Raw genomic sequence first — 26,949 nt, 5'->3', positions numbered from 1 at the left:
CGTCTCTGGAGTGATCGCCCGCGTTCTTTCGAGCGTCAGCGTCACGATCGCCGTCGCTCTGGCTTGTCTGCGGCCCCCCGCGTAACAGCGAAGTTCTGGCGCGTTGCGGGCGGCGCCAGATGACGACCCTATCGGTAATGTACGACGCCTCCACTGGCGTCGATGAGAAATGCGCATTCAACTAAGCCTGTTGGTTGCCTCTGCCGAATTGCGCAGGTCGCGGGTCTTAACTGAGATCAGAGACTTGGCTGTCTTCTATCAAAGTCAAACGACTTGGCTCCTTCAGATCGAATTCAATTACCCGTGGTGCGAATAGACGTGCATATCGTGTAAAGGCGCTCGTCGGGGGAAACCGAATTACGGTATCGCAGCGCCCGAGAAGATACATCTCAACGAGGGCGGAAATTCCGCCGTCAATCCCGAGTGCTGCAGTGTGTAAGGGGCCACCTTGATTGGATCCGAAGTGCTTCGGGACAGTGAGCAGATCGGGAAACCTGGCCGACAGAAGATCCAGTATCCGCGCGCTGTCCGTGCATAAGAACAGCCGCACAGGCCTAGGGTGCGGTAACGCCTTAGCCTTCTCAATTGCAGCGCACACTTGCCGAACGGCGAGCTCCGGATCGGCCCAGTAGGGCGCATGCTCCATGATGTCTTCACCGTTGCCGTGCCGAACATGAATCCCGATGATGCTGTGCCCCTCAAAACATTCCTGATAAATGGCATCTATGCGGGCTTGAATTTCTGGCCGAGGCTTGACACTCTGGAACACCTGCCGCTCTGCTTCCTCATCGCACCGCCACATCAGACAAGCGTCACACACTACTGTGTTCGCTTCGACATCGTGTTCGGCCTGAAAGAGCTCGCCCAACTCATCGCGCTCTTGGAAAATCTGCTCATCTGGCCGGTAAAGGCACTCGATCGCCGGCCTGTTCCACCACTCTGGGAAGAATGGACCAGGGAAGGAAACGTCGTTGATCCGGTCGTCGGAAATAGCCGGCACCCCAGCGATGTCATTGATCGGCTGGAAGAACACCGGAAACGCATTTGTGAAGGGTTGGTCGAGGTAGCAGGCCCCCCGCCAGTCGATGGCTAGAGTTCGTCCCGACCGCTGCGCGTAGCGCCAAGCGGCCGCCAACGACCACAGACAATCACCGAACCCCGTACGCCTCCGAGAGACGACGAACCGGCGCTTTTCCAATCCACTAACATGCATTTTCGGAAATCTCGTTTCGGAGAGGAGGTTGCATCCGGTTTGGAATCCTTAGTCGACACTAGTAGACCCTGACGCCGGGCCCTTGGCAGAGGCCGGGCCACAGGGCAGAAGAGCTCACTCAGCACTGCCCACTAATCCCGTGACGCTCGCAAAGCTTGAAGCCGATGCCCTCGCTTAGGGTTGCCCTCGCTTCCGGTTCAGCCTTCTCTACTGGGCCTCCGCCGCATATGTAAAATCTATTGAGTGGATGCCGGCCATCCATGTGTTGGATGCCATGATGAAGGGGCTCGGCTGACGCGGGCCCGGTCAATAGAGCCGAAACAGCCGGAAACGCTACGACACTGCCTGCCGAAGCAAATCATTCCGTCGACGCCGTACGCCAAGGGTGCAAGGCTGCATACAGCAACCGGTACCGGGCGAGATGAGGTCGATGGCTCGACGCGCCTGGAACCAGCTGATCGACAGAATCCGCAGTCGGCTCCCAAAGTTCTGCACGACCTGTGCCGGATGCTGTGGTGACGCTCGCGGCCACGAACTTTGTCCTCGCCCCGAACGGAAGCTCGCGCTACGACTCCGGGCCGGCGATGCGCCCCCGCTGCTCGCTCAGACCATCCATTCTGTGGATGCACTTTATCCAAACAATCGATTTCACGGATCCAAACAATTCCCATTAGAAGACGCTGAAGCAAGAAAGAAAGGCGTCCTCACTCGCTGATAGAAGAGCAAATCAGCTGCAAGGTGCTGGGAGTACATGTCGCTCAGGGCGTGAGCTGAGCGGCACTCAGACCGCATGTACGAGTCCGACAGGTTAGCGGCGCGACTCTATTTTTGCTCGTGACTCTAAGCAGAGCAGGTGTGCTCGGCTGGCGGACAGTCAATGACGATCTTCGCGCCGCATCTGTCGAAGTGCTCCATGGGGCACGGGGCGGGCCGCACATTGTGTCGGCGTGGCGAGCCGGAGCCGAAACTTTAAACTTTAATTGAGCAGGAATAGAATGGGTGATAGCAGGAAAGTTGCTCTTATTACGGGCATAACTGGACAGGATGGTGCCTATCTTGCCCGTCTTCTTCTCAAAAAAGACTACATCGTTCATGGGATTAAGCGACGTTCCTCTTCCTTCAACACCGGTCGTATCGAAGACCTCTACCAAGACCCGCACGAATCCGATCCGCGCTTAATCTTGCATTACGGTGATCTCACTGATTCGACTAACCTCATCCGCGTGGTTCAGGAATCTCAGCCAGACGAAATTTACAACTTGGCTGCTCAGAGCCATGTCCAGGTGTCGTTCGAAACACCTGAGTACACAGCAAACGCGGACGGTATCGGTACATTGCGACTTCTTGAGGCGATTCGCCTCCTCGGTCTGACGGACAAGACCCGCTTCTATCAAGCCTCGACGTCAGAGCTATACGGCCTCGTGCAGTCCGTACCGCAGAACGAAACGACGCCCTTTTATCCGCGCAGCCCTTACGCCGCCGCCAAGCTCTACGCCTACTGGATGGTCGTCAATTATCGTGAGGGCTATGGTATGCACGCTTCCAACGGCATTCTTTTTAATCACGAAAGCCCCCTCCGTGGCGAAACTTTTGTGACGCGCAAGATCACCCGCGCTGCCGCTGCTATTTACCTGGGCAAGCAGGACAAGCTTTATCTCGGCAATCTCGATGCTCAACGCGATTGGGGCCATGCGCGTGAGTACGTGCGAGGTATGTGGATGATGATGCAGCAGGATCAACCGGATGATTACGTGCTGGCTACGGGCAAAACGACTCCTGTCCGCCAATTCGTCGAGTGGGCTTTCGAAGATGTCGGCGTCGAGATCGAATGGCGGGGCAAGGGTGTCGACGAAAAGGGCTATGATCTAGCGAGCGGCAGATGCCTAGTCCAAGTGGACCCACGCTACTTCCGCCCCACGGAAGTCGATCTTCTCCTGGGTGACGCTACCAAGGCGAAGGAGAAGCTCGGCTGGGTGCATGAGATATCCGTGCGCGACCTTGCTGCGGAAATGGTCCGCGAAGACCTGAAGGTCATGCAGACATCTGTAGTCATGAAGGAAGCGTAATGTATGATCTGAACGGAAAAACCGTGTGGGTCGCTGGCCACAAAGGTATGGTGGGCAGCGCTGTTGTACGCCGACTCGCGTCTGAAGACTGCAAAGTTGTGGCCGCCCCTCGCGGAGAGCTAGATCTCAAGCGACAGACCGAGGTTGAAAACTTCGTGGCAGTGATGAAACCGGACGCTATCATTATGGCGGCGGCAAAGGTAGGTGGTATTCTCGCGAACGCCACCTATCCGGTCGACTTTCTTTACGACAATCTGATGATCGAGGCCAATATCTTCGCGGCAGCCCACGAAAACAATGTCGACCGCGTCCTCTTCCTCGGCTCGTCTTGCATCTATCCGAAGATGGCACCACAGCCCATTCCTGAAAGCGCGCTTTTGACCGGGCCACTAGAGCGCACCAACGAATGCTACGCCGTCGCCAAGATCACCGGCATCAAAATGGCTCAAGCCTATCGCCAGCAATATGGCCGCGACTACATCTCCGCTATGCCGACGAATCTCTACGGGCCAGGCGACAATTATGACTTGCAGTCAAGCCACGTCATCCCAGCGCTGATCCGGAAAGCGCATGAAGCTAAGCTCATAAGTGATAAGCGAATCACCATCTGGGGCACGGGCACACCACGTCGGGAATTCATGCACGTCGACGACTGCGCCGACGCATTAGTCTTCCTTCTGAAGAACTACTCTGACCATGATCACGTCAATCTCGGCTGCGGACAGGACATCACGATCCTAGAGCTGACCAGAATGATCTGCCGTGTAGTCGGATTTACTGGGGAGATCGCGCATGATCACTCTAGACCTGACGGTACACCGCGAAAGCTGATGAGCGTCGACAAGCTGCGCACTTTGGGATGGGCAGCAAAGATCACTCTCATGGAAGGCATCGAGAGTGTCTATCATGCATTTCTGAACGGGAGCTACACCGAACGGCGATAGATAAGAGGATTTGCTGTACGCGCTTTCGGGACCCAGAGCTAATGTAGACTGAGACAATCACTCGATGGCGATAGCGCTCATGTGAGCCAGCCGCGAGGAGCCCTGCCGGGCCCGGACCCCATCCGCTCCAACTCGTCGCCGTGAAGGTCACGGTGCGCTGCCCACGCCGACGCCGACTGCGTCAATCCTCACAAGGGTAACCCTCGATAACCGAGCGCGTCTACGGTAACCGAATGTACTTCTTGTTCTCGTCCGAGGGATCTGTCGATGGGCATTCCGGACGAGCCAAAGTTTGAGCATGTTACCCTCAAAACCCGGTTAGCAACGTCGGATTTGGTATGAAATTCGGAACAAGTGGATTACGGGGCCTGGCGACAGAATTGGCAGGAGCCGCCTCTGCCCTATATGCAACGGCATTCGCGACATTCCTGCTGGAATCCGGCCTGGCCAGAATTGGCGACGAGATACTCATAGGGCGCGACTTTCGCGCCTCGAGTCCGGCCATCGCCGCCGTCTGTGCGGCGGCACTGTCTGCGCTCGGCTTCATCGTAGTCGATTGCGGCGCCGTCCCCACCCCTGCCCTGGCACTGTATGCTCAGGCGCGTAAGAGTGGTTGTTTGATGATCACAGGCTCGCACATTCCGGCCGACCGTAATGGAATAAAATTCTATCGACCCGACGGTGAGATCGACAAGGGTGATGAGCGGGAGATAACGCGCATCGCCTTGCAGTTGGAGAAGCGCGGATACGTCCTTGAAGGTGCTGTTGCACGTCGGCAGCACCGGGAGGCCGAATGCAAGGCCTTTTTCATGGCGCGCAATCGAAAGCTTATGGAGATTAATGCTCTAAAGGGCTTAACGGTGGGCGTATATCAGCACAGCACAGTCGCGCGCGATCTCTTGGTTGACATTCTCTCATATCACTGTGCGACGGTCGTAACCCTGGGACGTTCGGAAGGTTTCATTCCTGTCGACACTGAAGCGGTCTCGGACGAGACTGCTCAACAGTTCAAGCTCTGGGCCAAAGAGCATCGGCTTGATGCGGTCGTCTCGGCAGATGGCGATGGTGACCGCCCACTGGTAGCTGACGACCACGGAGACCCCCTTCGCGGTGATTTGTTAGGCCTGATTACGGCGAACTTCCTGCAAGCGAAGGCAGTCGTCACGCCGGTCACATCAAACTCTGGTATCGAGACCGCAGGTTCTTTTAAAGTCGTGCGTACCAAGGTTGGATCGCCATTTGTTATTGCTGCCATGCTCGATTTGGTTGCGTCGGGTCACGAGCGCGTGGTTGGTTTCGAAGCAAACGGTGGTTTGTTGACCGGCACGGACTTTGACCCGAACGGAACTAAACTGCCAGCGCTACCTACACGCGACAGTTTTCTCCCCATCCTTGCGGCACTTTCCCTTGTTAATACAAGTGGGCAGCCACTGTCGGAGATTGGCAGTTCCTTTCAATTGCCAGCGGCGGTTGCGGATCGCTTGGAAAATTTTTCCGTCGAAAGCAGCACTCGCCTCATGACATACCTTCGTACAGCGGAAACTAACATCGCCGCCTTCGTCGGGTCGATTGGAGTGGTAAGCAAGGTTAGCGATGTTGACGGGCTTCGTATCACTCTCGCGGATAAGCGTGTCTTGCATTTGCGTCCATCCGGAAATGCCCCGGAAATGCGGTGCTACGTCGAAGCCGAAAATCGGGAGGACGCGGAGCTTTTGCTCCGGACTGGATTGGATCGAATTCGTAATTGGACGCAAGGCTAAATAAAAGCCGCCTCCCTGCGTATTCCAGGTGACCCTGGGGGTCGCACGAGCTACTCTAGCGCGATCAGAACGTCCACAGTGTCCCTGGCAGCTGTCCGCTTTGAAGCGAACCGGAACGCCCGTGGAAATGGCCGGGCGGTGGACGTGAGCCGATCCGTACCGGCCCGAAGCGTCCGGTAGCTCATGGTCAAGGCAGCGCCTTCCGGTAGCGAACAGCCGGTCCCGCACTCACCGCCTGTGCCGCATGTACGATGGCGTTGGTGTCCAGGCCGTGGTGACGGTAGAGGTCCGCAATAGTCCCCGTCTGGCCGAAATGCTCGACCCCGAGCGCCTTCACGCGATGCCCGTTAACCCCACCGAGCCACGCGAGCGTCGCCGGGTGGCCGTCGATCACGGTGACGATGCCGCAGTCACGCGATAGCGGCGCGAGCAGCCGCTCGATATGACTCAGGGCGCCAATCGCGCCACGCTGCCGGGCTCGTTCCGCCGCCTGCCAGCCCGCATTAAGCCGGTCCGCGGAGGTGATCGCGAGCAGCCCGACATCGCGCCGGTCCTCCGCCAGAAGACCCGTCGCGGCAATCGCCTCCGGCGCGACAACGCCTTGGTAAGCAATGACGACACTCGCGTTCGGCCCGGGCGGACGCAGCCAATAGGCGCCGTTGACGATGTCCCGCGCGAGCGCCGGTTTCATGTCGCGCAGCGGCTGCTCGAGCGGCCGGGTTGACAGGCGAAGATAGACCGATCCTCCGGTCTGATCACGCAGCCACGTCATCTCATCCGGATCCCCCTCGCCATTACGTTGCATGTAATCGAAGGCAAAGCGCATGATCACGGACAGTTCGTCGACGAAGGCCGGTTCGAAGGCGCAAAGCCCATCCTGCGCCATGCCGATCAATGGGGTTCCGATCGACTGGTGTGCCCCGCCCTCGGGCGCCAGCGTCACGCCCGAGGGCGTTGCGACCAGCATGAAGCGCGCATCCTGATAGCAGGCGTAGTTTAGCTGGTCGGCCGATCGGTAGATGAAGGGATCATAGACTGTCCCGATCGGCAGTAGGCGCACGCCATTAATCGAGTGCGAGAGACCGAGCGCCCCGAGCATGATCATCAGGTTCGACTCGGCGATCCCGAGCTCAAGGTGCTGCCCCTTCGGCCCAAATTCCCAGGTAAAGGTCGACGGAATGCGTTCGGCCTTGAAGGTGTCCGCCATGGTCTCCCGGGCGAAAAGGCCGCGCCGGTTAACCCAGCCACCGAGATTGGTCGAGACCGTCACATCGGGCGAGGTGGTGACAATGCGGTCGGCAAGCAGACTGCGCTCTCGTGCGATGTCGTTCAGGATCTGGCCGAAGCCCATCTGGGTCGAGAGCGGTTTGCCGGGCTGCCCCGGTGACGGAAGGGTTTCGGGCACCGGCACCGACGGCGCAGACAGCCTCCTACGGCCCTCACTGAAGAACGGCGCCCTTGCGAAGAAGGCGTCAAGTTCCGCTTCCGGCAAGTTGGCGGCCGCCCATTTGTCCCACTCCTCACCCCGCTTTACGCCCATCTGCAGGCGGTAGTCTTCCATCTGCGTGGGCGTCATCTGCCCCGCGTGGTTGTCCTTGTGTCCGGCAAGCGGCAGACCGTAGCCCTTGATGGTGTAACAGATGAAGCAGACGGGACGGTCATGCCTGGACGCCGCCTCGAAGGCTTCGAGGAGGCTCGGCATGTCATGCCCGCCAAGGTTCGTCATCAACGCCTGCAACTCGTCGTCTGAGCGGCGTTCTATCAGAGTGGTTACCCGCCCTTGGTCTCCGATCTCGTCGAGCAGCCGCTTGCGCCAGGCAGCACCCCCTTGGAAGGTCAGCGCCGAATAGAGCTGGTTCGGACAGCGCTCTATCCACTCGAGCAGCTTCTCGCCCCCCGGCTCGGCAAAGGCAGCCTCTTGCAGAGCGCCGTGGCGCAGGACCATCACGTCCCAGCCGAAGTTGCGAAAAATCTGCTCGAACCGCTGCCAGAGGCCCTCCCGGATCACGGCGTCGAGCGACTGGCGATTGTAGTCGACCACCCACCAGCAGTTCCTGAGCCCGTGCTTCCAGCCTTCGATCAGGGCCTCGTAGATGTTGCCCTCATCCATCTCGGCGTCGCCGATCAGGCTGACCATTCGGCCCTCGGAACGCTCCTTCATCCAGCCGTGACCCGAGACGTAGTCCTGCACCAGTGACGAGAACAGCGTCTGAGCAACGCCGAGACCCACCGACCCGGTCGAGAAGTCGACATCGTCGACATCCTTCGTCCGCGAAGGATAGCTCTGCGCGCCCTTGTAGCCGCGGAAGTTCATGAGCTTTTCGTGAGTCTGGTTGCCCGCCAGATACTGAAGTGCATGGAAGATCGGCGCCGCATGGGGTTTGACCGCCACCCGATCCTGCGGGCGTAGGACCGAACCGTAGAGCGCGGTCATGATGGTGCTCAGCGACGCGGACGAGGCCTGATGCCCCCCGACCTTGATCTCATCGCCCTCGCGGACGTGGTTGGCGTGGTGGATCGTCCAGGCTGCGAGCCAGGAGACGCAGCGCTCGATCTCGTTCAGATATTCCAGTTTCCTCGTCATTCAGTTTCCCGCAAATCAGCTGCCGGTCTCACAGGACCCCCGCCCAAATGGTCAAAGATCGAGTTTCAACAAACCTGTCGCGCGCGACACGCAGGGGATGAAGCGGTGGCCGCGTGCCTCCTTGGACAGGACGGCATCCCGATGGATCGGCTGTCCCGCCAGCATTGCGCATTCGCAGGTCCCGCACACCCCATTCTCACACGAGGCCATCAACGGCACACCGGCCCCGCGCAGGGCCGCGAGCGCCGTGGTCTGCGCCGAAACCTCGACCATCCTGCCCTCACCCAGTTCTATGACGAATGGTTCCGGTGGCGCGCCATCAAACTCGGGAGGCTGGAAAGTTTCGAAATGAACAGTACCCTCGGGCCAGTGTTCGGCCGCGCGCCCCACAACCGCCATGAAGCCAGGCGGCCCGCAATAGTAAACCTGAGCCTCGGCCGAACGGTTCGCCAGCAGCGCGGCGATGTCCTGCCGGGTCTGAGGCTCGTCGTCGAAATGAATCCGCACATTGCGGCCGGGAAGATCGCGCCCGATCGCCGCCAAGAGTGGCGTGAGCGCCCGGCTGCGGGTGAAATAGTGCAACTCAAAGGGCTTGGCCTGCCGGGTGAGCGCGCGCGCCATGGCCAGAATCGGGGTGATCCCGATTCCCCCTGCCAGCAGCAAAGTCGGCCCCTCGCCTGGCTTGAGCGCAAAATGGTTGCGTGGCGCGGAGACAGGCAGTGTGGAGCCGACGGCAATGGTTTCGTGGATCCACGCCGAGCCGCCACGGCCGTCATTCTCGCGCTTCACCGCGATGGTGTAGCGGCCCAGCTCGGTCGGGTCGCCGCAAAGTGAATACTGACGCACCTTCCCTTCAGGCAGATGGACGTCGACGTGAGAACCCGCTTCGAACGCCGGCAGCACAGGTTTGCGTGGGTGTTTCAGGTCGATGACCAGCACGTCGCCCGGCTCCTTGCGGACGGCGGTCACGGTCAGCTTCATGATAATACGCGGCGAGGCCATGGCGTTTCACTCGTCGATGGGCAAGATCAGATCACCAGGGCGGATCACGCCCCCGACGTCGATTGTGCAGTTCAGGCCGGAGCGGTTCAGAAGCCCCTCGTAGAGACCCGAAAGCCCGAGCAACTCCTCGATATACTTGCACGGCACATTCATCCGGGCGGCCCTGAGAATCGTTTCCCCGACCCGGAAGCGTTTGCCGACAAGATGGCTAAGCGGAACGCCTCGTGTCGTCAGATTGCGCCGGTGATCCTCGGGTGCGAGCTTGGCCTTGAAGCCCGGAATTCTGGGTTCGCCCTGCGCGATGGCGTCCAAGACTTCAGCTTCGATCAGCGTCACTTCGCGAACGTCAGGACGCGCGGAATAGGTCCCCGTCCCCAGGTAGTAGCGGTCTCCGACAATGCCTTGGCCGGCAATAAGCTGCGCCTGCGCCAGCTCCTCCATTTCATAGGAGGCAGCGGGCGCGATATGGACGTGAAGCAGCTTTCCTCGCCAGGTCATCATCGCTCTCGGAAACCGTCTCGTGGAACCTGCTGCAAAACTGGCCTGATCAACAGCGCCAGTTGCATGGCATTTTCCCGGTCCAGTTGGCTGTTTGGAAAGAAATACGGCGGGCCCTCGGACCGTTTTCAGCGCCAGCTTTCGGCGTCGCCCCGTCTCAGTTGTTCCGCGCCGGCATCGCGTCTTGCACCTGCTTGACAACCTCTCGCAGGACCTCAACGCCCTTCCCGATCTGCCGAATGCTCAAGGCGGCATAGCCCATGACAAGTCCGACGCGATCGGTGCGGCCTTGGTCCGATGGCCGTTCGTAGAGCGGCGAGATCAGGTGTAGCCCCAGGCCAGCGTCGCGGGCGGATTCGACCAAGGCCGTTTCCCGCGATCGTGGCAGGTCATTGAACCAAACCGCGACGTGCAGTCCCGCATCTGCTCCCTGGACAGTGATGCGATCCCCGAAGCTGTGCTGCAAGGCACCCAACAACGTTTCCCGACGCTCGCCGTTCAGCCTGCGCACACGGCGCACATGGCTTTCGTAGCCGCCGCTCTCGATCAACGATGCCAGCGCTTCCTGTTCAGCGACCGGCGAATGCCGGTCTGCGAATTGTTTGGCGGTTGCGAAGACCTCCTGCAATTCGGGCGGGACGACGAGGTAGCCGATGCGCAGCATCGGCGAGAGCGTTTTGGAGATCGTGCCGAGGTAGATGACAGCCCCGTGGTCCTCGAGACTGTGCAGCGGAGGGACCGGATTGATGTCGTAGCGATATTCGCTGTCGTAGTCGTCCTCGATCACATAGGCGTTGTTGTGCCGCGCCCATTTCAGAAGCTGATGGCGGCGCGCGATCGGCATGACGCCGCCAAGCGGAAACTGATGCGATGGCGTCACATACGCCAGTCGTGCTCCGATCCCCGCCAGCAACTTGGTCCTCATCCCGTCTTCGTCCACGATGACCGGGATGGGTGAGGCACCCGTACTGGCAAAGACCTGACGCGCCATCCTGTAGCACGGATCCTCGATGACGAAACGGTCGGCGGGATCGAGAAGCAGGCGCGCGCACAGATCAAGGCCCTGCTGCGAACCGTTCACAACTATGATCTGGTCGAGGTCGCAGCTCAGGGTCCGGGCGCGCCAGAGATAGCCCTGAAGCGCCTGGCGAAGCCGGCGCGAGCCGCGAGGATCGTCATAGGCAAGACGCAGCGGGCGCTGCCCCATCGCCTCGTTCATCGCGCGTTTCCAGACCAATGAAGGGAAATCCGACGGCGCGAGGTCGCCATAGCGGAACTCGACCTTCAGCCCAGTCGGCAGATAATCTGGCCAGGGTGACGTCGCGCGCAGCCGCTCGCCATATGCGGACAGGTGGATCGGGCCGACCCGTTGCGCGTGAGTGCGCCCCGTCCCATGGCCCATCAACGAAGACGCAACGCGAGGTCGTGCGCCTTGACGGACTTCGATGAAACCCTCCGCAGCCAGTTGCTCATAGGCGACCGTCACCGTGGTTCGCGAAACGCCGAGGTCATTTGCCAGGGCCCGGGAGGATGGCAACTGACTGCCGGTTTCGTAGACGCCGCCGAGGATTTGCTCGCGAAGGGCTTCGTATATCTGGCGTGCACCCATCGCGTGCGAGCGCGCTGCAGACCCGGCACTTGAAGACTGGACCATCTCTTTCATCGCCAACTGGATATTTCACATTGGCCAGGTTGCCGTCAATCTTTCGGAACCCCAAGAGAGATCGCAGAGGCCGAATGACCAGCTCCCATCAATCCGAAACCGATGCTCCCACGGGGTCGCTCAACCGCACCAGCCCCGGATTTGCCACCCGGGCGATCCATCATGGCTACGATCCGGCCGGCTTTTCCAATGCCGTCCAGCCGCCAGTGTTCCTGACGTCAACCTATGGGTTCGAAAGCGTGGCAGCAAACGATGCCGCCGCCGCCCTTGGTGGACGGCTCTATGCGCGCGAATACAATCCCACGACCGAGATCCTCGAGCAGCGGCTCGCGAATCTGGAAGGAGCCGAGGCGGGGCTGGTTGTTGCCTCGGGGATGGCGGCCTTCGGCACTCTGATCCTGTCGCTCCTGTCCCAGGGCGATGAACTCATCGTCCACAAGACGCTTTATGCGAACACGCTTGCCATGGTCGAACAGGCGGTCCCCCGCTTCGGCATCAAGGTCGTCGCGGTCGATCTGTCAGATCCCCAAAATCTCGATGCCGCGATCACCGAGCGGACGCGGCTGGTTTTCTTCGAGACGCCGGTGAATCCGCTGAGCCGCATCGTCGATATCTCTGCCATTGCCAAGCGCGCCCACGCGCGCGGTGTGAAGGTTGCCGTGGACAGCACCTTCGCCTCGCCCGCGCTCCAGCGACCGCTTGAGCACGGGGCGGACATCGTGCTCCATTCGCTGACCAAGTACATCAATGGTCATGGCGATGCGCTTGGCGGGGCGCTTCTCGGCGACGCCCAAACGCTCCGTACGCTGCATGAAACGGGCCTGCGCTACATCACCGGCGCAGCGCTCTCGCCCATGTCAGCTTTCCTGATCCTGCGCGGTCTGAAGACGCTGACGCTGCGTATGGAACGGCACAGCGCCACGGCCCTTGCGGTGGCTCGGGCGCTGGAAGCGCACCCGGCGGTGGCATTTGTGAGTTATCCGTTCCTCGACTCGCACCCTGATCAGGTGACGGCGCGAAAACAGATGTCCAACGGATCGGGCATGTTGGCCTTTGGCCTCCACGCTGGATACGAAGGAGCGCGCCGGATGATGGACCGGCTCAACCTGATCATTCGCGCCGTCAGCCTCGGCGATGCCGACAGCCTCATCTATCATCCAGCAAGCCTCACCCGTGCTCGGCAGCCGATCCGCAAGGATGCCCATTTGGCCGATGGAGTCGGCGAGGATCTCATGCGTCTCTCGGTGGGGCTTGAAGACGCTGATGACCTGATCGCCGATCTGCGGCGGGCTTTGGACGTCTTGTAATGACCTGGCGTGCGGCCATCTCTGCGCTCACACATAGATCTGGAGCCTTGCCATGGCATTCCTGAGCGGTCTTTCCGCGTTCCCCATCACCCCGACCAATCGTGACGGCCGCGTCGATAGCGTTGCCCTGCGCAGGCTGATTGCTCGGCTTGGCATTGCTCAGGTCGATTCCATCGGTCTTCTCGGCAGCACCGGCACATACATCTATCTGTCGCGCGAGCAACGGCGGCGGGCGCTCTCCGAGACCTTGGACCAAACGGCGGGGCAAATGCCGGTCGTGGTGGGTGTGGGCGCGCTGCGCACCGATGAAGCCGTGGGGCTCGCGCAAGACGCCAAGGCCCTTGGAGCAGCTGCGGGTTTGCTTGCCGCCGCCTCCTACACCCCGCTTACTGATGACGAGGTGTTCGAACATTTCTCCACTGTGGCGCGCGAAAGTGGCCTGCCGATCGTCGTCTACGACAATCCAGGAACGACGCATTTCCATTTCAGTCCACCCCTTGTCAGCCGCCTGGCAAAGGTGGCTGGGATTGTCGCCATCAAGAATCCGACAGACAAAAGCGGCGCGATCAAGAACCACCTGACCGCCCAGAGGCGCACACTGCCGGAAGGGTTCTCGATTGGCTACAGCGGCGACTGGAACGCCGCCGAGGCCATGATCGCCGGGGCCGACACATGGTACAGCGTCCTCGCGGGCATCCTGCCCGAGGTCTGCATGACGATCGTCACAGCGGCGCAACAGGGGGATGCGGCCGAAGCGCGACGGATCAATGCCGCGCTGGTCCCGATCTGGAGCCTCTTCAAGGAGTTCTCGAGCCTTCGCGTCGTCTATGCACTCGCTGAATTGCTCGACATTTGTGCCGACCCCCCGCGTCCCATCCTGCCTCTGCCCCCAGCAGCGAAGCGCCAGATCGCCGCCGCGTTGAAAGGTTTGCCATCGGATGCCAGCCGGTGAACAGCAAACCTCGTTCGGCAAGTGAAAGGAAGTGTCATGTATTTACCCGCTCATTTCGAGAACTGATCGAAAACAACGCACTCGGCGTGCTGATAGCCATGGCTTGAGCGGTCTCGACGCCAATAACACCCCCCTTCGAACTCAACAATCGACTGCGGAGGTACAGACTGCGCAGGCACTCCGCCCATGCCGCACCGTTCCCCTTCAAACTAGGAATCGGTGGTTTATCCATTGGGATGGCATCGAGCCGGCGCTTTACTTTCCGGCCCGGTGCGCGCATTGAAGCCAGTGCCAATGCCGCCGGCGAACACCATACTTCCGTCCTCGACATTCGCCAGAGCACGCTTCCCGACCGCCGTAACTGTTGCCGGGTTCGCAGCCGATGACGATGAACTCACCACTCAGCACGCATTTTGTCTCACCCATTCTTAGCGCCGGCCGGATGGATATGGACTGACACGAAGCTTGGAGACGGTGCCCTCGAGGCCGAACTGGCAGACTTGCGCGAGAATGTCGCTGCCGCCGCTGATCTCGTCGCTCAGAACGATGCCGTTTGGCGGCGTTTCAGCAGGTTAACTAGCGCTTTGCGTCGATCAACGAGTGGCCGATCGCGAAGACCCGCGCCGTCGATCTTGAGCAGGTCGAAGCCGGCAAGCATGGTCCTGACGTCTCCCGCCGCGGCCAAGAGCCCGCTGAAGACTGGGAATGCGCGACAAGTCTTCTGGTCAACGACGAACGCCTCACCGTCTATTATAGCGTCCGAGGCGCCGAGCTCGGCCACCGCCCGGGACGATAGTCGGAAACCTGAGGGTCCAGTCGTGGAGGTTGCGGGTCGAGGTAGGCCCCCATCGATAGTCGTCCCATTTCATTTCGTGTAGCCAATCAGGGCCCTGCCGGACGCGGCCGACCAGCGGTCGATGTTCGCGACGACCCGAATGTCCAGTCTCGTGTAACCCAGCCTAAGCGGCCTGTCCGCCCAAAAAATGACATTCAGTTGCCTCCAGCCTTTCGACACGACCCACTTCACGATCTCGTAACTCGCCAAACTAGCGGCTTGTTGCTTGAGCTGCGCGTTCCTACGGTGTGGTCGCTAGGCCCAGCAACAAGAGCTCGGTTGCCAGGCGGGCGGAGGCTCAACGAGATAGCCAGCTCAGGACAAGGAGAGCAAGCAATGGTCGCTTTTACCCTCAATGGCGAGGCGCGAACACTCGACGTCGATCCAGAGATGCCGCTGCTCTGGGCGGTCCGTGACGTCATCGGACTCACGGGAACGAAATTCGGTTGCGGGCTTGCCCAGTGCGGCGCTTGCACGGTTCACGTTAACGGCATGCCGACGCGCTCGTGCCAGACCGCAGTCGGCGACATCGAAGGAGCCTCGATCACCACCATTGAGGGTGTGTCGGGCAAGATAGGCGAAACGGTCCAGGCCGTGTGGGCCGAGTTCGACGTACCTCAATGCGGCTATTGCCAGTCTGGCCAGATCATGTCGGCCGTGGCCCTGCTCACAGAAACGCCTAAGCCGTCGGACGATGATATTGATTCGGCGATGAGCGGCAATCTCTGCCGCTGCGCCACCTATCATCGCATCCGCGCGGCCATCCACGAGACCGCCAACCGGCTGGAGACTTGAGGCATGTCGCAGTTTCTTTCGAAGCATAACTCCGTGCGGCCCACGCGCCGCCGGTTCCTCGTCGGCGCGGGCGTCACCACCGCTGGCCTCGCCGTAGGCTACCGGCTAGTGCTGGCGGCGTCCGACATCGCACAAACGACTACTGCAAAGGTTCAGGCGAACCCCTTCCAGACCTATGTCGAGATCACAAAGGAGAACCGAATCATCATCTACTCCTCGCAGTTCGAGATGGGACAAGGCTCCTATTTCGGCATCGCCACCCTGGTTATGGAAGAGCTCGACGGCGACTGGGCGCAGGTGGACGTGGTCGGCGGATATGGCAATACCGCGCTCTACGGCAATCTCGCCTGGGGCGGGGCCGCACAGGCAACCGGTGGCTCCACGTCGATGAGTTCGTCGTGGGAACGCTACCGCAAGGCGGGTGCTGCCGCACGGGCCTTGCTGGTGGCGGCCGCGGCGCAGCGGTGGGATGTGCCAGCCGGCGAGATCAAAGTCGCTTCCGGGGTCGTGTCGCACGCCTCAGGGATGCAGGCGCGCTACGGTGACCTGGCTGAAGCCGCAGCGGGAATGCCGGTTCCCGACGACGTGCCGCTAAAGCCGCGCGACAAGTGGGCCCAGATCGGATCGGACAGCCTCAAGCGCTACGATTCCGCCGGCAAGACCAACGGCGCGCAGACCTACACGATCGACCTCATGATGGAGGGACTCCAGACGGCCGTTATGATCCATCCGCCGAAGTTCGGCGCCGAGATCGAGAGCTTCGACGCAACCAAGGCGAAGGCACTCGACGGCATTGTCGATGTCGTCCAGACGCCGCGAGGCATTGCCGTGGTTGGCAGGGACACCTGGACGGCGCTCAAGGGCCGCGAACTCGTGGAGGTGACCTGGAACGAGGAGAAGGCCGAAGGGCGCGGCACGGCCGAGATCATGGCCGAATACAACAAGGCAGCAGACGATCTGGGCGCGGCCACCGCGCGCGACGACGGTAACACTCCCGCAGCGTTCGCCAGTGCTGAGAAAATCATCGAGGGGCACTACGAATTCCCCTATCTTGTCCATGCTTCGATCGAGCCACTCAACGCGGCCGCCCGAATCAACGAAGACGGCACCATCGACGTCTGGGGCGGACACCAGATGCCCGACCTTTATCAGGCGGCTGCCGCTCAGGTAGGCGGCACCACGCCGGACAAGGTGAGGCTGCACGTGATGAAGACCGGCGGCAGTTTCGGCCGCCGCGCGGTCTTTGATGCAGATGTCATTATCGAAGCTGTTTCCACAGCGCGTGCACTGGGACGCGGCAAGCCAGTGAGGGTGCAGTGGACCCGCGAGAATGACATGCGGGGTGGGCGGTACCGGCCGGCCTATGTGCATGCAGTCAAGGCGGGGCTCGACAAGAAAGGCAATGTCGTCGCTCTCCATGACCACATCGTGGGCCAATCGGTCTTGGGCGGTTCGACCTCTGCGGCGATGATCAAGAACGGCATCGATCCAACCTCCGTAGAGGGCGCCACCAACCTGCCCTATGCGATCCCGAACCTGAAGGTCGAGCTGACCACCACGGACGTGAACATCCCGGTGCTGTGGTGGCGTTCGGTAGGCTCCACCCACACCGCTTACGCGGTGGAAACCCTGATCGATGAGCTCGCCGCCGCTGCGAACCGTGATCCGGTCGACTTCCGCTTGTCAATGCTCGGTCACCATCCACGGAATGCCGCCGTGCTTAAAGTGGCTGCTGAGAAGGCAGGCTGGGACAAGCCTCTGCCGGAAGGCCGTTTCCGCGGCGTGGCCCTGCATGAAAGCCTCTCGACCTATGTCGCCGATGTGGTGGAGATCACCCTCAACGATGAAAATGGTTTCAAGGTCGACCGCGTCGTCTGCGCGGTAGATTGCGGCACCGCGATAAATCCTGACCAGATTCGCGCTCAGATGGAGGGCGGTATCGGCTTCGGGCTAGGCGCGATCCTCCAGGAGGAGCTGACCCTGAATGGCGGTGTCGTAGACCAAGAGAACTACGATACCTATACACCGCTCAGGATCGAGCAGATGCCGCGAGTCGAGGTGCACATTGTGCCGTCCGAGGAGCCGCCCACGGGAGTTGGTGAGCCAGGTGTGCCGCCTATCGGCCCGGCCGTCGCCAACGCGCTACGGGCGGCGACGGGCAAGACTATCCGCAAGCTGCCGATTATAAAGAACATGTCAGGAATGACACCATGAAACAGCCGCGATGAAGATCGCGCCGTTTTCGAAACGCCTCCTGACAGGCGCTCATCTCCATGGGTCAAATTCCGGCGGCTGCCCGCTCCAATATCCGGTTTGGAGACGGCACCCCGTGTTCTGAACGACCACAGACGGGCCTTGGCGCCGGTTCCACTGAAGAACCGCTTTCGAGACGCAAATGCGTCCACTCCATGAAGAGCACAACCGTATAGCACCAGGAAGGCTAGCTACCTCCATCGCTTCGGAGACCCAGGCCCTCAGAAAACCGAACCTCCCGAGCTCAGAGGCGCTCGTGATCACAATCGCGCTGGTGCGTGGATCATTGTTCAAGGGTTTGCCGATAGGCAGGCGAGATGGCCGATCGACATGATCTTCGCCCGATGCTCTACAAACACAATGCCAGCCGCTGTCACGGAGTCGCGAAGACGAAGGCAATGTGGGTCGACGCCGATACTCATCGTTTTGGTTGACAGAGCGCTTGGAATGCCATGCGCTTCACATCGGAGTAGCCATCCGGGAAGCCTGAAGCGCTTTGAAAACGCATGTGCTGCGGCTGTTATTCATAGCGTGGATGACTTTGATCAAAACAATCGATTTCATCACCCTTCCGGAATCGTGCATGGACAAAAAAGAGCCTCACGCACCAATCACACGCTGCTCTATCGCGTGACGAAAGCTGCCTTAGGAATAATCCAAAGGAGAAAATCTTCGATGCGCCCTGACGTGCAGTGGAGGTCGTGCCGAGAAAGTGAGTTGCAACTGGCCGACAATGTCGGGCGACCATGGTCGCTTCGGAGAATGAAATCGGGCCAGTTCACGGGGGCGGTACTGTTATTCGTCGACGGCCGCCCTTCCCAAGAACAGGCGGCATCGCAAGTTGGTTCTGCCGGTGAAAACGACATCGCCGGATACATGTCAGCAGCCGCTCAGGATTGGATGATCCAGCCAAGCTCTCGGCGTGATGGCACTGTAGGCGTCACAGTCGAAGCATCTCATTGATCGTTTATGAGGCTTTCTTCGATGCCGCTGATGCCTGACGGGCGGTCGCAGCAGGCGACAACACGCCTATTTAGTTGGAAACAGTCGAGGTAAGCCAATTTGGCTTCCCGTTACTATTTGGAGAAAGAAATGCTGTGCCTAGGAATCAGCGGCGGACTTGACCAAGTCCATGAAAACCGATTCGAGCGTCCGAACGCCTTTATGCACGATGGCGCCGCGGTGCTCGTCCGAGACGGAAAGGTGATAGCCGCCGTAGAAGAGGAACGCCTCAATCGAATCAAGCACTCGAACAAGCTGCCAAGTGGTTCGATTCAATACTGTCTCTCGACGGCCGGGGTTCAGCTCAGCGACATTGATCGTGTCGCGGTCTACGCCAGCGAGCCCTATGCCAACGCCATGCTTGAAGGTATGTCCGCTTCCCAACCGGACATTCTCTCCACTCCGTTGGATGCTAAAATGTTGGTGCAGAACCTGTTAGCGCGTGAGTTCGGCACTAAGTTGGACAGTTCGCGTATTTCATTCGTAGGTCATCATCAGGCGCACGCCGTGAGCGCCTTTGCAATGTCGGGCTTCGAACAAAGTCTCATTCTAGCGATTGATGGCTGTGGTGATTTCCTGTCGGGCCTTGTGGCGGTAGGGTCTGGCACAGAAATTACGCAAATCGAGGCTTTCCCGGAGGACAATTCTCTTGGGCTGTTTTATCTCGAGACGATCCGCTGTCTCGGCTACGGCATGTTCGACGAGTATAAGGTAATGGGACTCGCGCCCTATGGCGACCCCGCTCCCTATCGCGAGCTCTTCGAGCAGTTGTACGAGCTCTCCGCCAACGGTGGCTACCGTGTTCACCTCGACCGCATCGGTCCGGCGTTGCTCCGCAACATCGAGATCAGGCGAAAGGGAATGCCTTTCACCCAGCAGCATCGAGATGTGAGTGCGTCACTGCAGGAAGCGCTTGAGCGGATCGTGTTCCACATTCTCCGGCACCACCGTGAGGCCACCGGCATGAAGCGGTTGTGTCTGGCGGGAGGGGTAGCCCACAACTGCACGATGAACGGCAAGCTGCTGTATTCAGGGCTTTTCGAAGACATCTTCGTGCAACCCGCGTCTCACGACGCTGGCTGCGCATTGGGAGCTGCGCTGATAGTCTCTAACGAGATGGGCCGCCCCGCGCCGCGTGAGCGACTGCAGGAGGTCTATTGGGGTCCTGATCTCGGGAGCGACCGCGCCGTGGAACAGGAACTGAATGCATGGTCCGGACATCTCGAGGTTGAACGCTCTTATGACGTAGCGAGCAGTGCAGCCCACTGGATCACCAACGGCGCCGTGATCGGCTGGGTGCAGGGTCGTTCGGAGTTTGGGCCACGTGCGCTGGGCAACCGCAGCATTCTTGCCGACCCTCGGCCCGCTGCAAACAAGGACCGGATCAATGCCATGGTCAAGAAGCGCGAAGGCTATAGGCCTTTCGCACCATCTGTGCTGGAAGAGGATGCGAGCGAATTTTTCGACCTCCCGGACGGTAAGCACGAATTTCCATTCATGAATTTCGTCGTTCGCGTGCGTGACTCAAAGCGCGCCTTGTTGGGTGCCATTACGCACGTCGACGGTACGGCTCGGCTGCAAACAGTATCGCGCGATGCCAACCCAGCTTACTGGGAGGTCATCAATGCCTTCAAGAAGCGGACAGGCACTCCAATTCTGCTCAATACGTCCTTTAACAACAATGCTGAACCGATCGTGGATACGGTTGCAGACGCGATTGCCACATTTTTGACGACAGAGCTGGATGGACTTGTGGTCGGGCCCTTCCTGGTAAAAAAACGGGCTGCAACGCTGCAGGATTGGACTGCGCTTGCGATTTCATTGCCTCCCTCAGTCTCCCTCCATCAAACCCGTGCTTACACAGCGCGAGATCATCAGGAGACTGTCTGCGAGATTATTCCGAACCACTCCAGCATTGACAGTGTGCGAATTTCAAACGACTTGTTTAATCTACTGATGCGGATCGAGGGCGAAGCCGTGTTGCGAGATCACCTCAATATGATTGAGCCGGATCAGGCCAGGCATGCAGCTCTAATGGAGGGCCTGCGAAGACTGTGGGAGCAGCGCCTGGTTCGGTTGCATCCCTCACAAGCTGGTCGGATGGATCATGGGTCCGATCAAACGCTGGACCAGCCCAATAAGCAATCAGCCTGATAGAGATGCACCTCAAGCTCGGCCAATCAAGGGTGTTTGTCGACCCCGCCTGCGAGCTCCCGCTGTGATTACGGGGTCGTCGCCTACGCGGCGGCGCCCACCACCATCTCCATCAGTCGCTTCGGCGACAAAGCCAATCATCTCCCGTAAGAGAAGTGCTTTCGGGCAAGGTCTGCAGGTTCAAGGAGTTCGTTGAAGGCGCCGCCATCTGGAGCTGCGTCGAGCGCATCATCGCGCATGGTCGAGCTCGGCGCCCAAGGGAAATCGCCCAATTCGACACGCGTGCGTTTGCGCCTCATTCAAAACCGCTGCGCGGGTGGTCGAGGTGAAATCGGAAGTCCGTCTGTGCCAGCCGACGACGTTCCCGCAGCGCATCCTGCACATCGCCCTCGATCGCATTCCTCAACTCGCGACATACGACGGGGCGCAGGCGCCGGAAACGAACCCGCCCACCGCAACCTGCAAACTCCCGCCTGTCCTCACGACGGAGCAATCCTGTCGCCTGACCAGGCGCGTGGAAAAGCATCACAAGGGTGACCACAGCGTCGCTTCAGGCCGTCAAACGCTATTGCCGTGCGTCAAGGCGAACTAGGTGACCCGTCGGGAAGCCGGCACCAGCGGCTTTGTCGGGACAAGACACATGCTATTGGGATTTGACCGCCGCAGCCGCGAGCATCGCTTCTCCCATCGCAATGGCCCCTTGGGCACGCAGCATTTCGCCAGGGTTCTGAATGTCGCGCAACTCTTTGTTCTGGCTGAGTTTTGATTTTCCAACCAGGCCGGTGATCTCGATCTCCAAGGCGACGATTGCCCTGACCATCGTGTCGATGAAGTCCTTCGGCGCGTCGCCCATCTTCCATGGGACCGGCTGCGAGGCTTCTTGCATGTGAGTGAGCTTCGCCACGTTGCGGCGCACATACCGCTCATCATCCCGGACAGTGATGCGTCCGTGGGCATGGACGACGAGATAGTTCCAGGTCGGCACCTGCTTGTGGAATTCATGCTTGCTCGGATACCAGTTCGGCGAGATGTAAGCGTCGGCCTCACGGAAGATTACGAGAACCTCATCGCCATTGGCGACTTCCTCCCAGACTGGGTTCTTGCGAGCGACATGGCAATTGAGAACGCCCTTGTCTCCCTTCGAGCGGTCAAGCTCGAAAGGGAGGTGGTTCGCGTCCAGCGTGCCTTTGCTTTGGGTGACGAGGATACCCAGCGGGTGTCTCTCGATAAGGTCAAACAGGGCGTTCTGATCCGGGACGGCAAAATGAGGCGGAACGTACAACGGTTTATCTCCTGTCGCGAATGTGCGGTTGTTAGTAATCGGCGGGGCCTTACGGAACGTGCCCCTGAATCTTCGCTGCCGTCGACGAGTGCCCCGGATTTCGGTGTCCACCACGCTCAAGCACCGCCATCGTGAAGTGGGCGGGCACATCAGATGCCGCCGCATATGAGTGAGGTTGGTCAGTGACAAGCCGCGCACTCTCGCCTTCGCTTAAAATTTCCACGTGGGTACCTACCACAACGCTCAGGGCACCCTGACTGACCGAGATCAGCTCGCGCGTATCCGGACTATGAGCGTCCGCGGAAAACACATCGCCCGGCATCATGACCCAACTCCACAGTTCGAACATCGTGCGTCCCGAGGTCGACGAATGCAGTTGCGCAGAGCTTCCCTTGGCGCTCGTCCAAAGCCTCCTGGTCTCTGTCCGCTCGATGGGAAGGCGCACCGTGGAAAGGTGCTCGTTCAACAAATCGGCCACCGAGAGCGAAAACGCCGCCGCCAGCCGACACAGTATGCCGATACTGGGGTTCGCCCTACCCTGCTCCAGCGCGACCACGGTTCCCTTCGATAGGCCACTTAGTTTAGCCAGGCGATCCAGGGTCAGGCTTTGGTCACGCCTCAAGTCTCGGATCCGGGCTGCTATCGCTTGCCCAAGCGCTTGCTCGGCATCAAACGCTTCCGTAACATTGGTCATTATATTGACTTGGGTCCTCGGCTCACGTATTGCGGTCAGTATAATGACCGGCACGAAATTGCAACTGCCCGTTAGGAAGGAATAACCGATGCGTTTTGAGACGAAGGCGATCCACTGCGGCCGAGGTGTCGACGCGTCCACGGGGGCCGTATCCATGCCGCTGCACACCAGCACGACGTTCGAACGAGGCGCCAACGGGTCATTTCCGTCCGGCTTCGAATACACAAGGGATGGAAATCCGACACGCAATGCGTTCGAGGCGGCCATGGCGACGCTTGAGGGAGGGGGAGACGGCATCGCCTTCGCTTCGGGCATGGCCGCAATCGCTGCAATTTTCGAGAGCCATCCGTCGGCGGGTCGGATCGTTCTGCCGGATGACATGTATTTCGGCATTCGTTCGCTGATCGAAGAGACCGACATTGGGTCTCGCTTCGACTTTGTCCCCGTCGACATGCGCGATTTGGACGCTTTGCGCGCCGCGGTGACATCGAAGCGGACTGGCCTCGTCTGGGTCGAGACGCCGTCAAACCCGATGATCCGCGTTGTCGACATTGCGGCCATCTGCGCAATCGCGCACGAGGCAGACGCCTTGGCGGTGGTGGACAATACGTGGGCCACCCCAGTGCTTCAACTGCCACTCGAAATCGGGGCAGACGCGGTGATGCACTCGGCGACAAAGTACATTGGCGGCCACTCGGATTTGATGGCCGGTGTCGTCATTGTCCCAAACGCGTCACCCCTCGGTCGCCCATTGCGGATGGTCCAGAAACACAAGGGCAGCGTCGCAGCGCCCTTCGACTGTTGGCTGGCGTTGCGGGGCCTGCAGACATTGCCGGTCCGCATGCGCGCCCATTGCGAAGGCGCCCAGAAAGTGGCCGAGGCCCTGGCGTCTCATCCGCGCGTCGAAAAAGTGCTCTTTCCTGGTTTGCAAACTGATCCGGGACACGATCTTGCTACGCGGCAAATGAGCCATTACGGAGCGATGCTATCCTTTATCGTCGAGGGCGGAGCCGATGCTGCAATGGCCGTGGCCGGCCGCCTGAAGATTGTTGTCCGGGCGACAAGCCTTGGCGGGACGCATTCTCTGATAGAGCATCGCGCATCCGTTGAAGGTGCGAAGTCCAAAGCGCCAGGCGGATTGCTGCGAATTTCTGTAGGGCTTGAACATCCTCAGGACATTATAGATGACCTGATGCAGGCCCTAGGCGAAACCTGCAAAGCGGGAGTCCAATGACGGGTGCAAGAACTCTGGCGCCGCTTTACGTGACGGCTGGCGCAGCCGACGATCGGCAGAACAATGTTCCTGCTGAGTAGAACGCACGTCCTCTGGTGAACCGCTACCGCCGTGTCGCATTGTCTCGGGCGTGGTGGTCGCCTGGGTGATGAACGTCTTCGGGTTTCCGGACGATGGCCACGCGCTCGACCGGATAGCGGAAATACCCAGATTTGCCGTTGACCTACTGCTGCTCGACCTCGTCGGAGATCGCGGTCAACAGATGGGATGGATGTGCTGGCACTACGGCAGTTTGACAAGCCGGCCATCGGGGCGCTAGCACCGTCCAAAGCCAAGAGTCGCAGGGCAGAACTGACCGCACCCAGCGGGCTGCGGGACCCATCAGCTAACGGCCAGGTTGGTACCTCAAGGCGCATCAGCACCATGGATGTCACATTATCCTTGTTGCGAGCGCGATTTCGGAACTTCGTTGTGACGCAGTCTGTGCACAGAGCGCACCGCTGTAAGCAAATGAGCGGACGAACGACACCCAGTGGAGGAGAGAAGTGATGCGGCGTCAAGATCCTCCGCGCTTTGCGGCAAACACACTGATCCCTCTTCACAACCCGGTCTTTCGTTCTATCTGGACAGCCACGCAGATATCCAGCCTTGGCTGGCTGGTGCAGAGCGTGGCTATAAGCTGGCTCATGGCGACGATTTCAGCCTCCGATCTAATGGTTGCGCTCGTACAGGCTGCATCGACACTGCCCGCGTTCTTCTTGTCGATCCTTGCTGGAGCCATTGCAGACAGCTTCAGCCGCCGCGGCGTGATGCTTGCCGGACACTGCCTTATCGCACTGGCATCCACGGCGCTGGCACTCGCTGTGGGACTGGGCTTTGTTAGTCCATGGCTGATCCTGGGACTGAGTTTCTTGGCCGGATGCGGCTTTGCCTTGAACGATCCAGCATGGCACGCGTCGGTAGGCGATATCCTGGAAAAGCGCGACATACCCGCCGCAGTGACGCTGATGTCGGTGGGCTACAACGTGGTTCGGAGCATAGGACCGGCGCTGGGCGGTGTAATCTTAGCTTTGCTAGGCCCCCTTACGGCTTTCGCCCTCGCTGCGCTGAGTGACTTGGTCCCGTTGAGCGCTGTTCTGCGCTCAAAGTGGCAAGTTCGCTTTTCGCCTCTTCCGCGCGAGCGGATGACTACGGCCATTCATGATGGCATGCGATTCACGGCAATATCCTCAGAGATCAGAGTGGCGATTGTGCGTGCAACCCTATTCGGGCTGTCAAGCATCTCGATCCTTGCTCTGCTCCCCCTCCTGGTTCGCGACCAGCTGGCGGGAGGGCCAATTGTTTACGGGGTGCTATTGGCTGGCTTCGGCACAGGCGCCTTCATAGCCGGCATTGGCAGCAGCTACTTGAGACGCATTACGTCCCAGAACCGATTGATCACGCTCGCATCCGTTGCTTGCGCAACGTGTTGCCTTTTGATGGCCCTCACATCGTCGGTGGCTGTGGCGGCGATCGCGCTTGCAATCGGTGGCGCTGGCTGGGTTGTCACCTGGACCGGAACCGACGTGTGTGTGCAGTTGGCAAGCCCCAGGTGGGTCGTTGGTCGGACCCTGTCCATCTATTACGCCCTGACCTACGGCGGCATGGCAGCGGGCAGCTGGATCTGGGGTGCTGTCGCGCAGTACTATTCGCTGACGTGGGCTTTGGAAGGTGCTGCAGCGGCACTGTTGCTGGTCGCGGCTGTGGGAAAGCTATTGCCAGTGCGGCTATGGGAGGAATCGGATCAAGCGGCCGTCGACTTCAGGCCACCAGAACTGGCCCTCCCTTTGAAACCCAGGAGCGGTCCGATCGTGATCAAGGTGGAGTACTCGATACCCGAGGAGAGTATCGATGAATTTCTGAGCTGCATGCGCGAAAGGCGGCGCGTTCAGAGCCGCGCCGGTGCGCGGGACTGGACCCTCCAACGCGACCTTCAGAAGTCGACGCTTTGGACCGAGACATTCCGCACGCCGACATGGACGGACTATCTTCGTCTAAACCATCGGCTGACGGTGAATGACAGGGAGGTAGGCGAGCGCCTTGCCGCTCTGCACATGGGTGATTCTCCGCCTCGCATCTCACTTTCAATCGAGCGGTCGACAAGCCCCGCCCCCGGCAGCCAAGTCCAGCCTGTGCCTTTTGTATCGCGCCCGTGAGATAACCAAGACTTGTCTGGGCTTGGACACGGAACGAGCTACTCCTTGATTTGTCGAGCCTGCCCGGATTGCAAATCGTTCCGGCCGGTTAGGCGAGCATGAGAATTCGCGCGGCAATTATGTCAATCACGGGTCCCATGTTCAGCCCGCCCCCCTCTGCCGCCAGATCGGCTTGAGCACGGATTCAGGTCGCCCGTCCTTTGCATAGCGGCGGGCAACGAATAGCAAGGGGGCGGAGGGTATCCCCGTCTGCGAAGCGGGCAGAGGAGGAATCCGCAAGGCGGGTTGCTGGGGAGAGGGGTCGCGCGCCTCTTTCCGCCTCACTTAGAAACGTGCGGCCAAGCACGTTCATGTCGGCCGTGGGCGGCCGCAACAATTGCCTACAAGGCGCAAGCGTCGTCACATATTAAGCGTAGCCGCGCGACAACCATCGTACGCATCCGGTGAAGACCGCAGACGTGCGCATCCGGCAGCCAGGAGAACCTGAGCACCGGAGTGCTGGGGTCAAGCTTTCTT

Annotated in this window: 19 protein-coding genes; 11 read left to right on the top strand and 8 right to left on the bottom strand. The window is 60.0% G+C overall.

What is annotated here, in order from left to right:
• Positions 1–226 precede the first annotated feature (226 nt).
• On the bottom strand, positions 227–1,213 hold the full coding sequence (locus NKH22_RS21620; RefSeq protein WP_023708037.1) for a nodulation protein NodZ: 987 nt from the start codon (positions 1,211–1,213) through the stop codon (positions 227–229).
• Between the two features lie 995 nt (positions 1,214–2,208).
• On the opposite strand from NKH22_RS21620, the gene gmd reads away from it, so the two are divergent.
• The 3 genes from gmd (at position 2,209) to NKH22_RS21605 (ending at position 5,983) form a co-directional block, all read left to right on the top strand.
• Positions 2,209–3,279 (top strand): GDP-mannose 4,6-dehydratase, encoded by a 1,071-nt coding sequence (gmd, locus tag NKH22_RS21615; protein WP_023672397.1) that lies wholly within the window; start codon positions 2,209–2,211, stop codon positions 3,277–3,279.
• Complete coding sequence (fcl, locus tag NKH22_RS21610; RefSeq protein ID WP_023672396.1) at positions 3,279–4,223, top strand: GDP-L-fucose synthase; 945 nt, start codon at positions 3,279–3,281, stop codon at positions 4,221–4,223. The genes gmd and fcl overlap by 1 nt, the downstream gene beginning before the upstream one ends.
• 338 nt (positions 4,224–4,561) lie before the next feature.
• Complete coding sequence (locus tag NKH22_RS21605; protein WP_023746211.1) at positions 4,562–5,983, top strand: phosphomannomutase; 1,422 nt, start codon at positions 4,562–4,564, stop codon at positions 5,981–5,983.
• 187 nt (positions 5,984–6,170) lie between these two features.
• Here the strand turns inward: NKH22_RS21605 and NKH22_RS21600 are convergent, their stop codons facing one another.
• The 4 genes from NKH22_RS21600 to pdxR all read right to left on the bottom strand — a co-directional run bounded on the left by NKH22_RS21600 (position 6,171) and on the right by pdxR (position 11,730).
• Positions 6,171–8,567 carry a transketolase gene (locus NKH22_RS21600; RefSeq protein ID WP_023672394.1) on the bottom strand — a complete coding sequence of 799 codons (2,397 nt, stop codon included), beginning with the start codon at positions 8,565–8,567 and terminating at the stop codon, positions 6,171–6,173.
• Between the two features lie 51 nt (positions 8,568–8,618).
• Positions 8,619–9,569, bottom strand: a complete 951-nt coding sequence (locus NKH22_RS21595; RefSeq protein WP_352910869.1) for a PDR/VanB family oxidoreductase — start codon at positions 9,567–9,569, stop codon at positions 8,619–8,621.
• Between the two features lie 6 nt (positions 9,570–9,575).
• Positions 9,576–10,067, bottom strand: coding sequence for an MOSC domain-containing protein (locus NKH22_RS21590; RefSeq protein WP_023711837.1), 492 nt, complete (start codon positions 10,065–10,067; stop codon positions 9,576–9,578).
• A 157-nt stretch (positions 10,068–10,224) separates the two neighbouring features.
• Positions 10,225–11,730 (bottom strand): MocR-like pyridoxine biosynthesis transcription factor PdxR, encoded by a 1,506-nt coding sequence (gene pdxR, locus NKH22_RS21585; protein ID WP_031215355.1) that lies wholly within the window; start codon positions 11,728–11,730, stop codon positions 10,225–10,227.
• 74 nt (positions 11,731–11,804) lie between these two features.
• Between pdxR and NKH22_RS21580 the strand changes: the two genes are divergently transcribed.
• Both NKH22_RS21580 and NKH22_RS21575 read left to right on the top strand, forming a co-directional pair.
• On the top strand, positions 11,805–13,037 hold the full coding sequence (locus NKH22_RS21580; RefSeq protein ID WP_023672390.1) for a trans-sulfuration enzyme family protein: 1,233 nt from the start codon (positions 11,805–11,807) through the stop codon (positions 13,035–13,037).
• Between the two features lie 52 nt (positions 13,038–13,089).
• Positions 13,090–13,989 carry a dihydrodipicolinate synthase family protein gene (locus NKH22_RS21575; RefSeq protein WP_023672389.1) on the top strand — a complete coding sequence of 300 codons (900 nt, stop codon included), beginning with the start codon at positions 13,090–13,092 and terminating at the stop codon, positions 13,987–13,989.
• Between the two features lie 538 nt (positions 13,990–14,527).
• On the opposite strand, the gene NKH22_RS21570 is transcribed toward NKH22_RS21575, so the two are convergent.
• A complete protein-coding gene (locus NKH22_RS21570) occupies positions 14,528–14,770 on the bottom strand; it encodes an ATP-dependent DNA ligase (RefSeq protein WP_023672388.1) in 243 nt (80 codons plus the stop codon).
• 390 nt (positions 14,771–15,160) lie between these two features.
• Between NKH22_RS21570 and NKH22_RS21565 the strand changes: the two genes are divergently transcribed.
• From NKH22_RS21565 to NKH22_RS21550, 4 genes are all read left to right on the top strand, one after another.
• Complete coding sequence (locus NKH22_RS21565; RefSeq protein ID WP_023708041.1) at positions 15,161–15,619, top strand: (2Fe-2S)-binding protein; 459 nt, start codon at positions 15,161–15,163, stop codon at positions 15,617–15,619.
• A 3-nt stretch (positions 15,620–15,622) separates the two neighbouring features.
• Entirely contained in the window at positions 15,623–17,833 is a 2,211-nt protein-coding gene (locus tag NKH22_RS21560; protein WP_023672385.1) for a xanthine dehydrogenase family protein molybdopterin-binding subunit, read from the top strand.
• 570 nt (positions 17,834–18,403) lie between these two features.
• Positions 18,404–18,835, top strand: coding sequence for a hypothetical protein (locus NKH22_RS21555; RefSeq protein ID WP_352910865.1), 432 nt, complete (start codon positions 18,404–18,406; stop codon positions 18,833–18,835).
• Positions 18,836–18,964: 129 nt separating this feature from the next.
• The gene (locus NKH22_RS21550) at positions 18,965–21,028 is read left to right on the top strand and encodes a carbamoyltransferase family protein (RefSeq protein ID WP_023708043.1); all 2,064 of its coding nucleotides are present in this window, start codon (positions 18,965–18,967) and stop codon (positions 21,026–21,028) included.
• Between the two features lie 643 nt (positions 21,029–21,671).
• On the opposite strand, the gene NKH22_RS21545 is transcribed toward NKH22_RS21550, so the two are convergent.
• Entirely contained in the window at positions 21,672–22,310 is a 639-nt protein-coding gene (locus NKH22_RS21545) for an FMN-binding negative transcriptional regulator (RefSeq protein ID WP_023672382.1), read from the bottom strand.
• A gap of 49 nt (positions 22,311–22,359) precedes the next feature.
• On the bottom strand, positions 22,360–23,145 hold the full coding sequence (locus NKH22_RS21540; protein ID WP_245260669.1) for a helix-turn-helix domain-containing protein: 786 nt from the start codon (positions 23,143–23,145) through the stop codon (positions 22,360–22,362).
• 13 nt (positions 23,146–23,158) lie between these two features.
• Here NKH22_RS21540 and NKH22_RS21535 point away from each other — a divergent pair, with 13 nt between their 5' ends.
• Positions 23,159–24,238, top strand: a complete 1,080-nt coding sequence (locus NKH22_RS21535; RefSeq protein ID WP_352910863.1) for a trans-sulfuration enzyme family protein — start codon at positions 23,159–23,161, stop codon at positions 24,236–24,238.
• 548 nt (positions 24,239–24,786) lie between these two features.
• Entirely contained in the window at positions 24,787–26,433 is a 1,647-nt protein-coding gene (locus tag NKH22_RS21530; protein ID WP_023704122.1) for an MFS transporter, read from the top strand.
• Positions 26,434–26,949: the final 516 nt, after the last annotated feature.

Source organism: Mesorhizobium sp. M1252 (assembly GCF_040318265.1).
GTDB lineage: Bacteria > Pseudomonadota > Alphaproteobacteria > Rhizobiales > Rhizobiaceae > Mesorhizobium.
The sequence above is the reverse complement of the archived record's forward strand: the minus strand, read 5'-3'. Positions and strand labels throughout refer to the sequence as shown.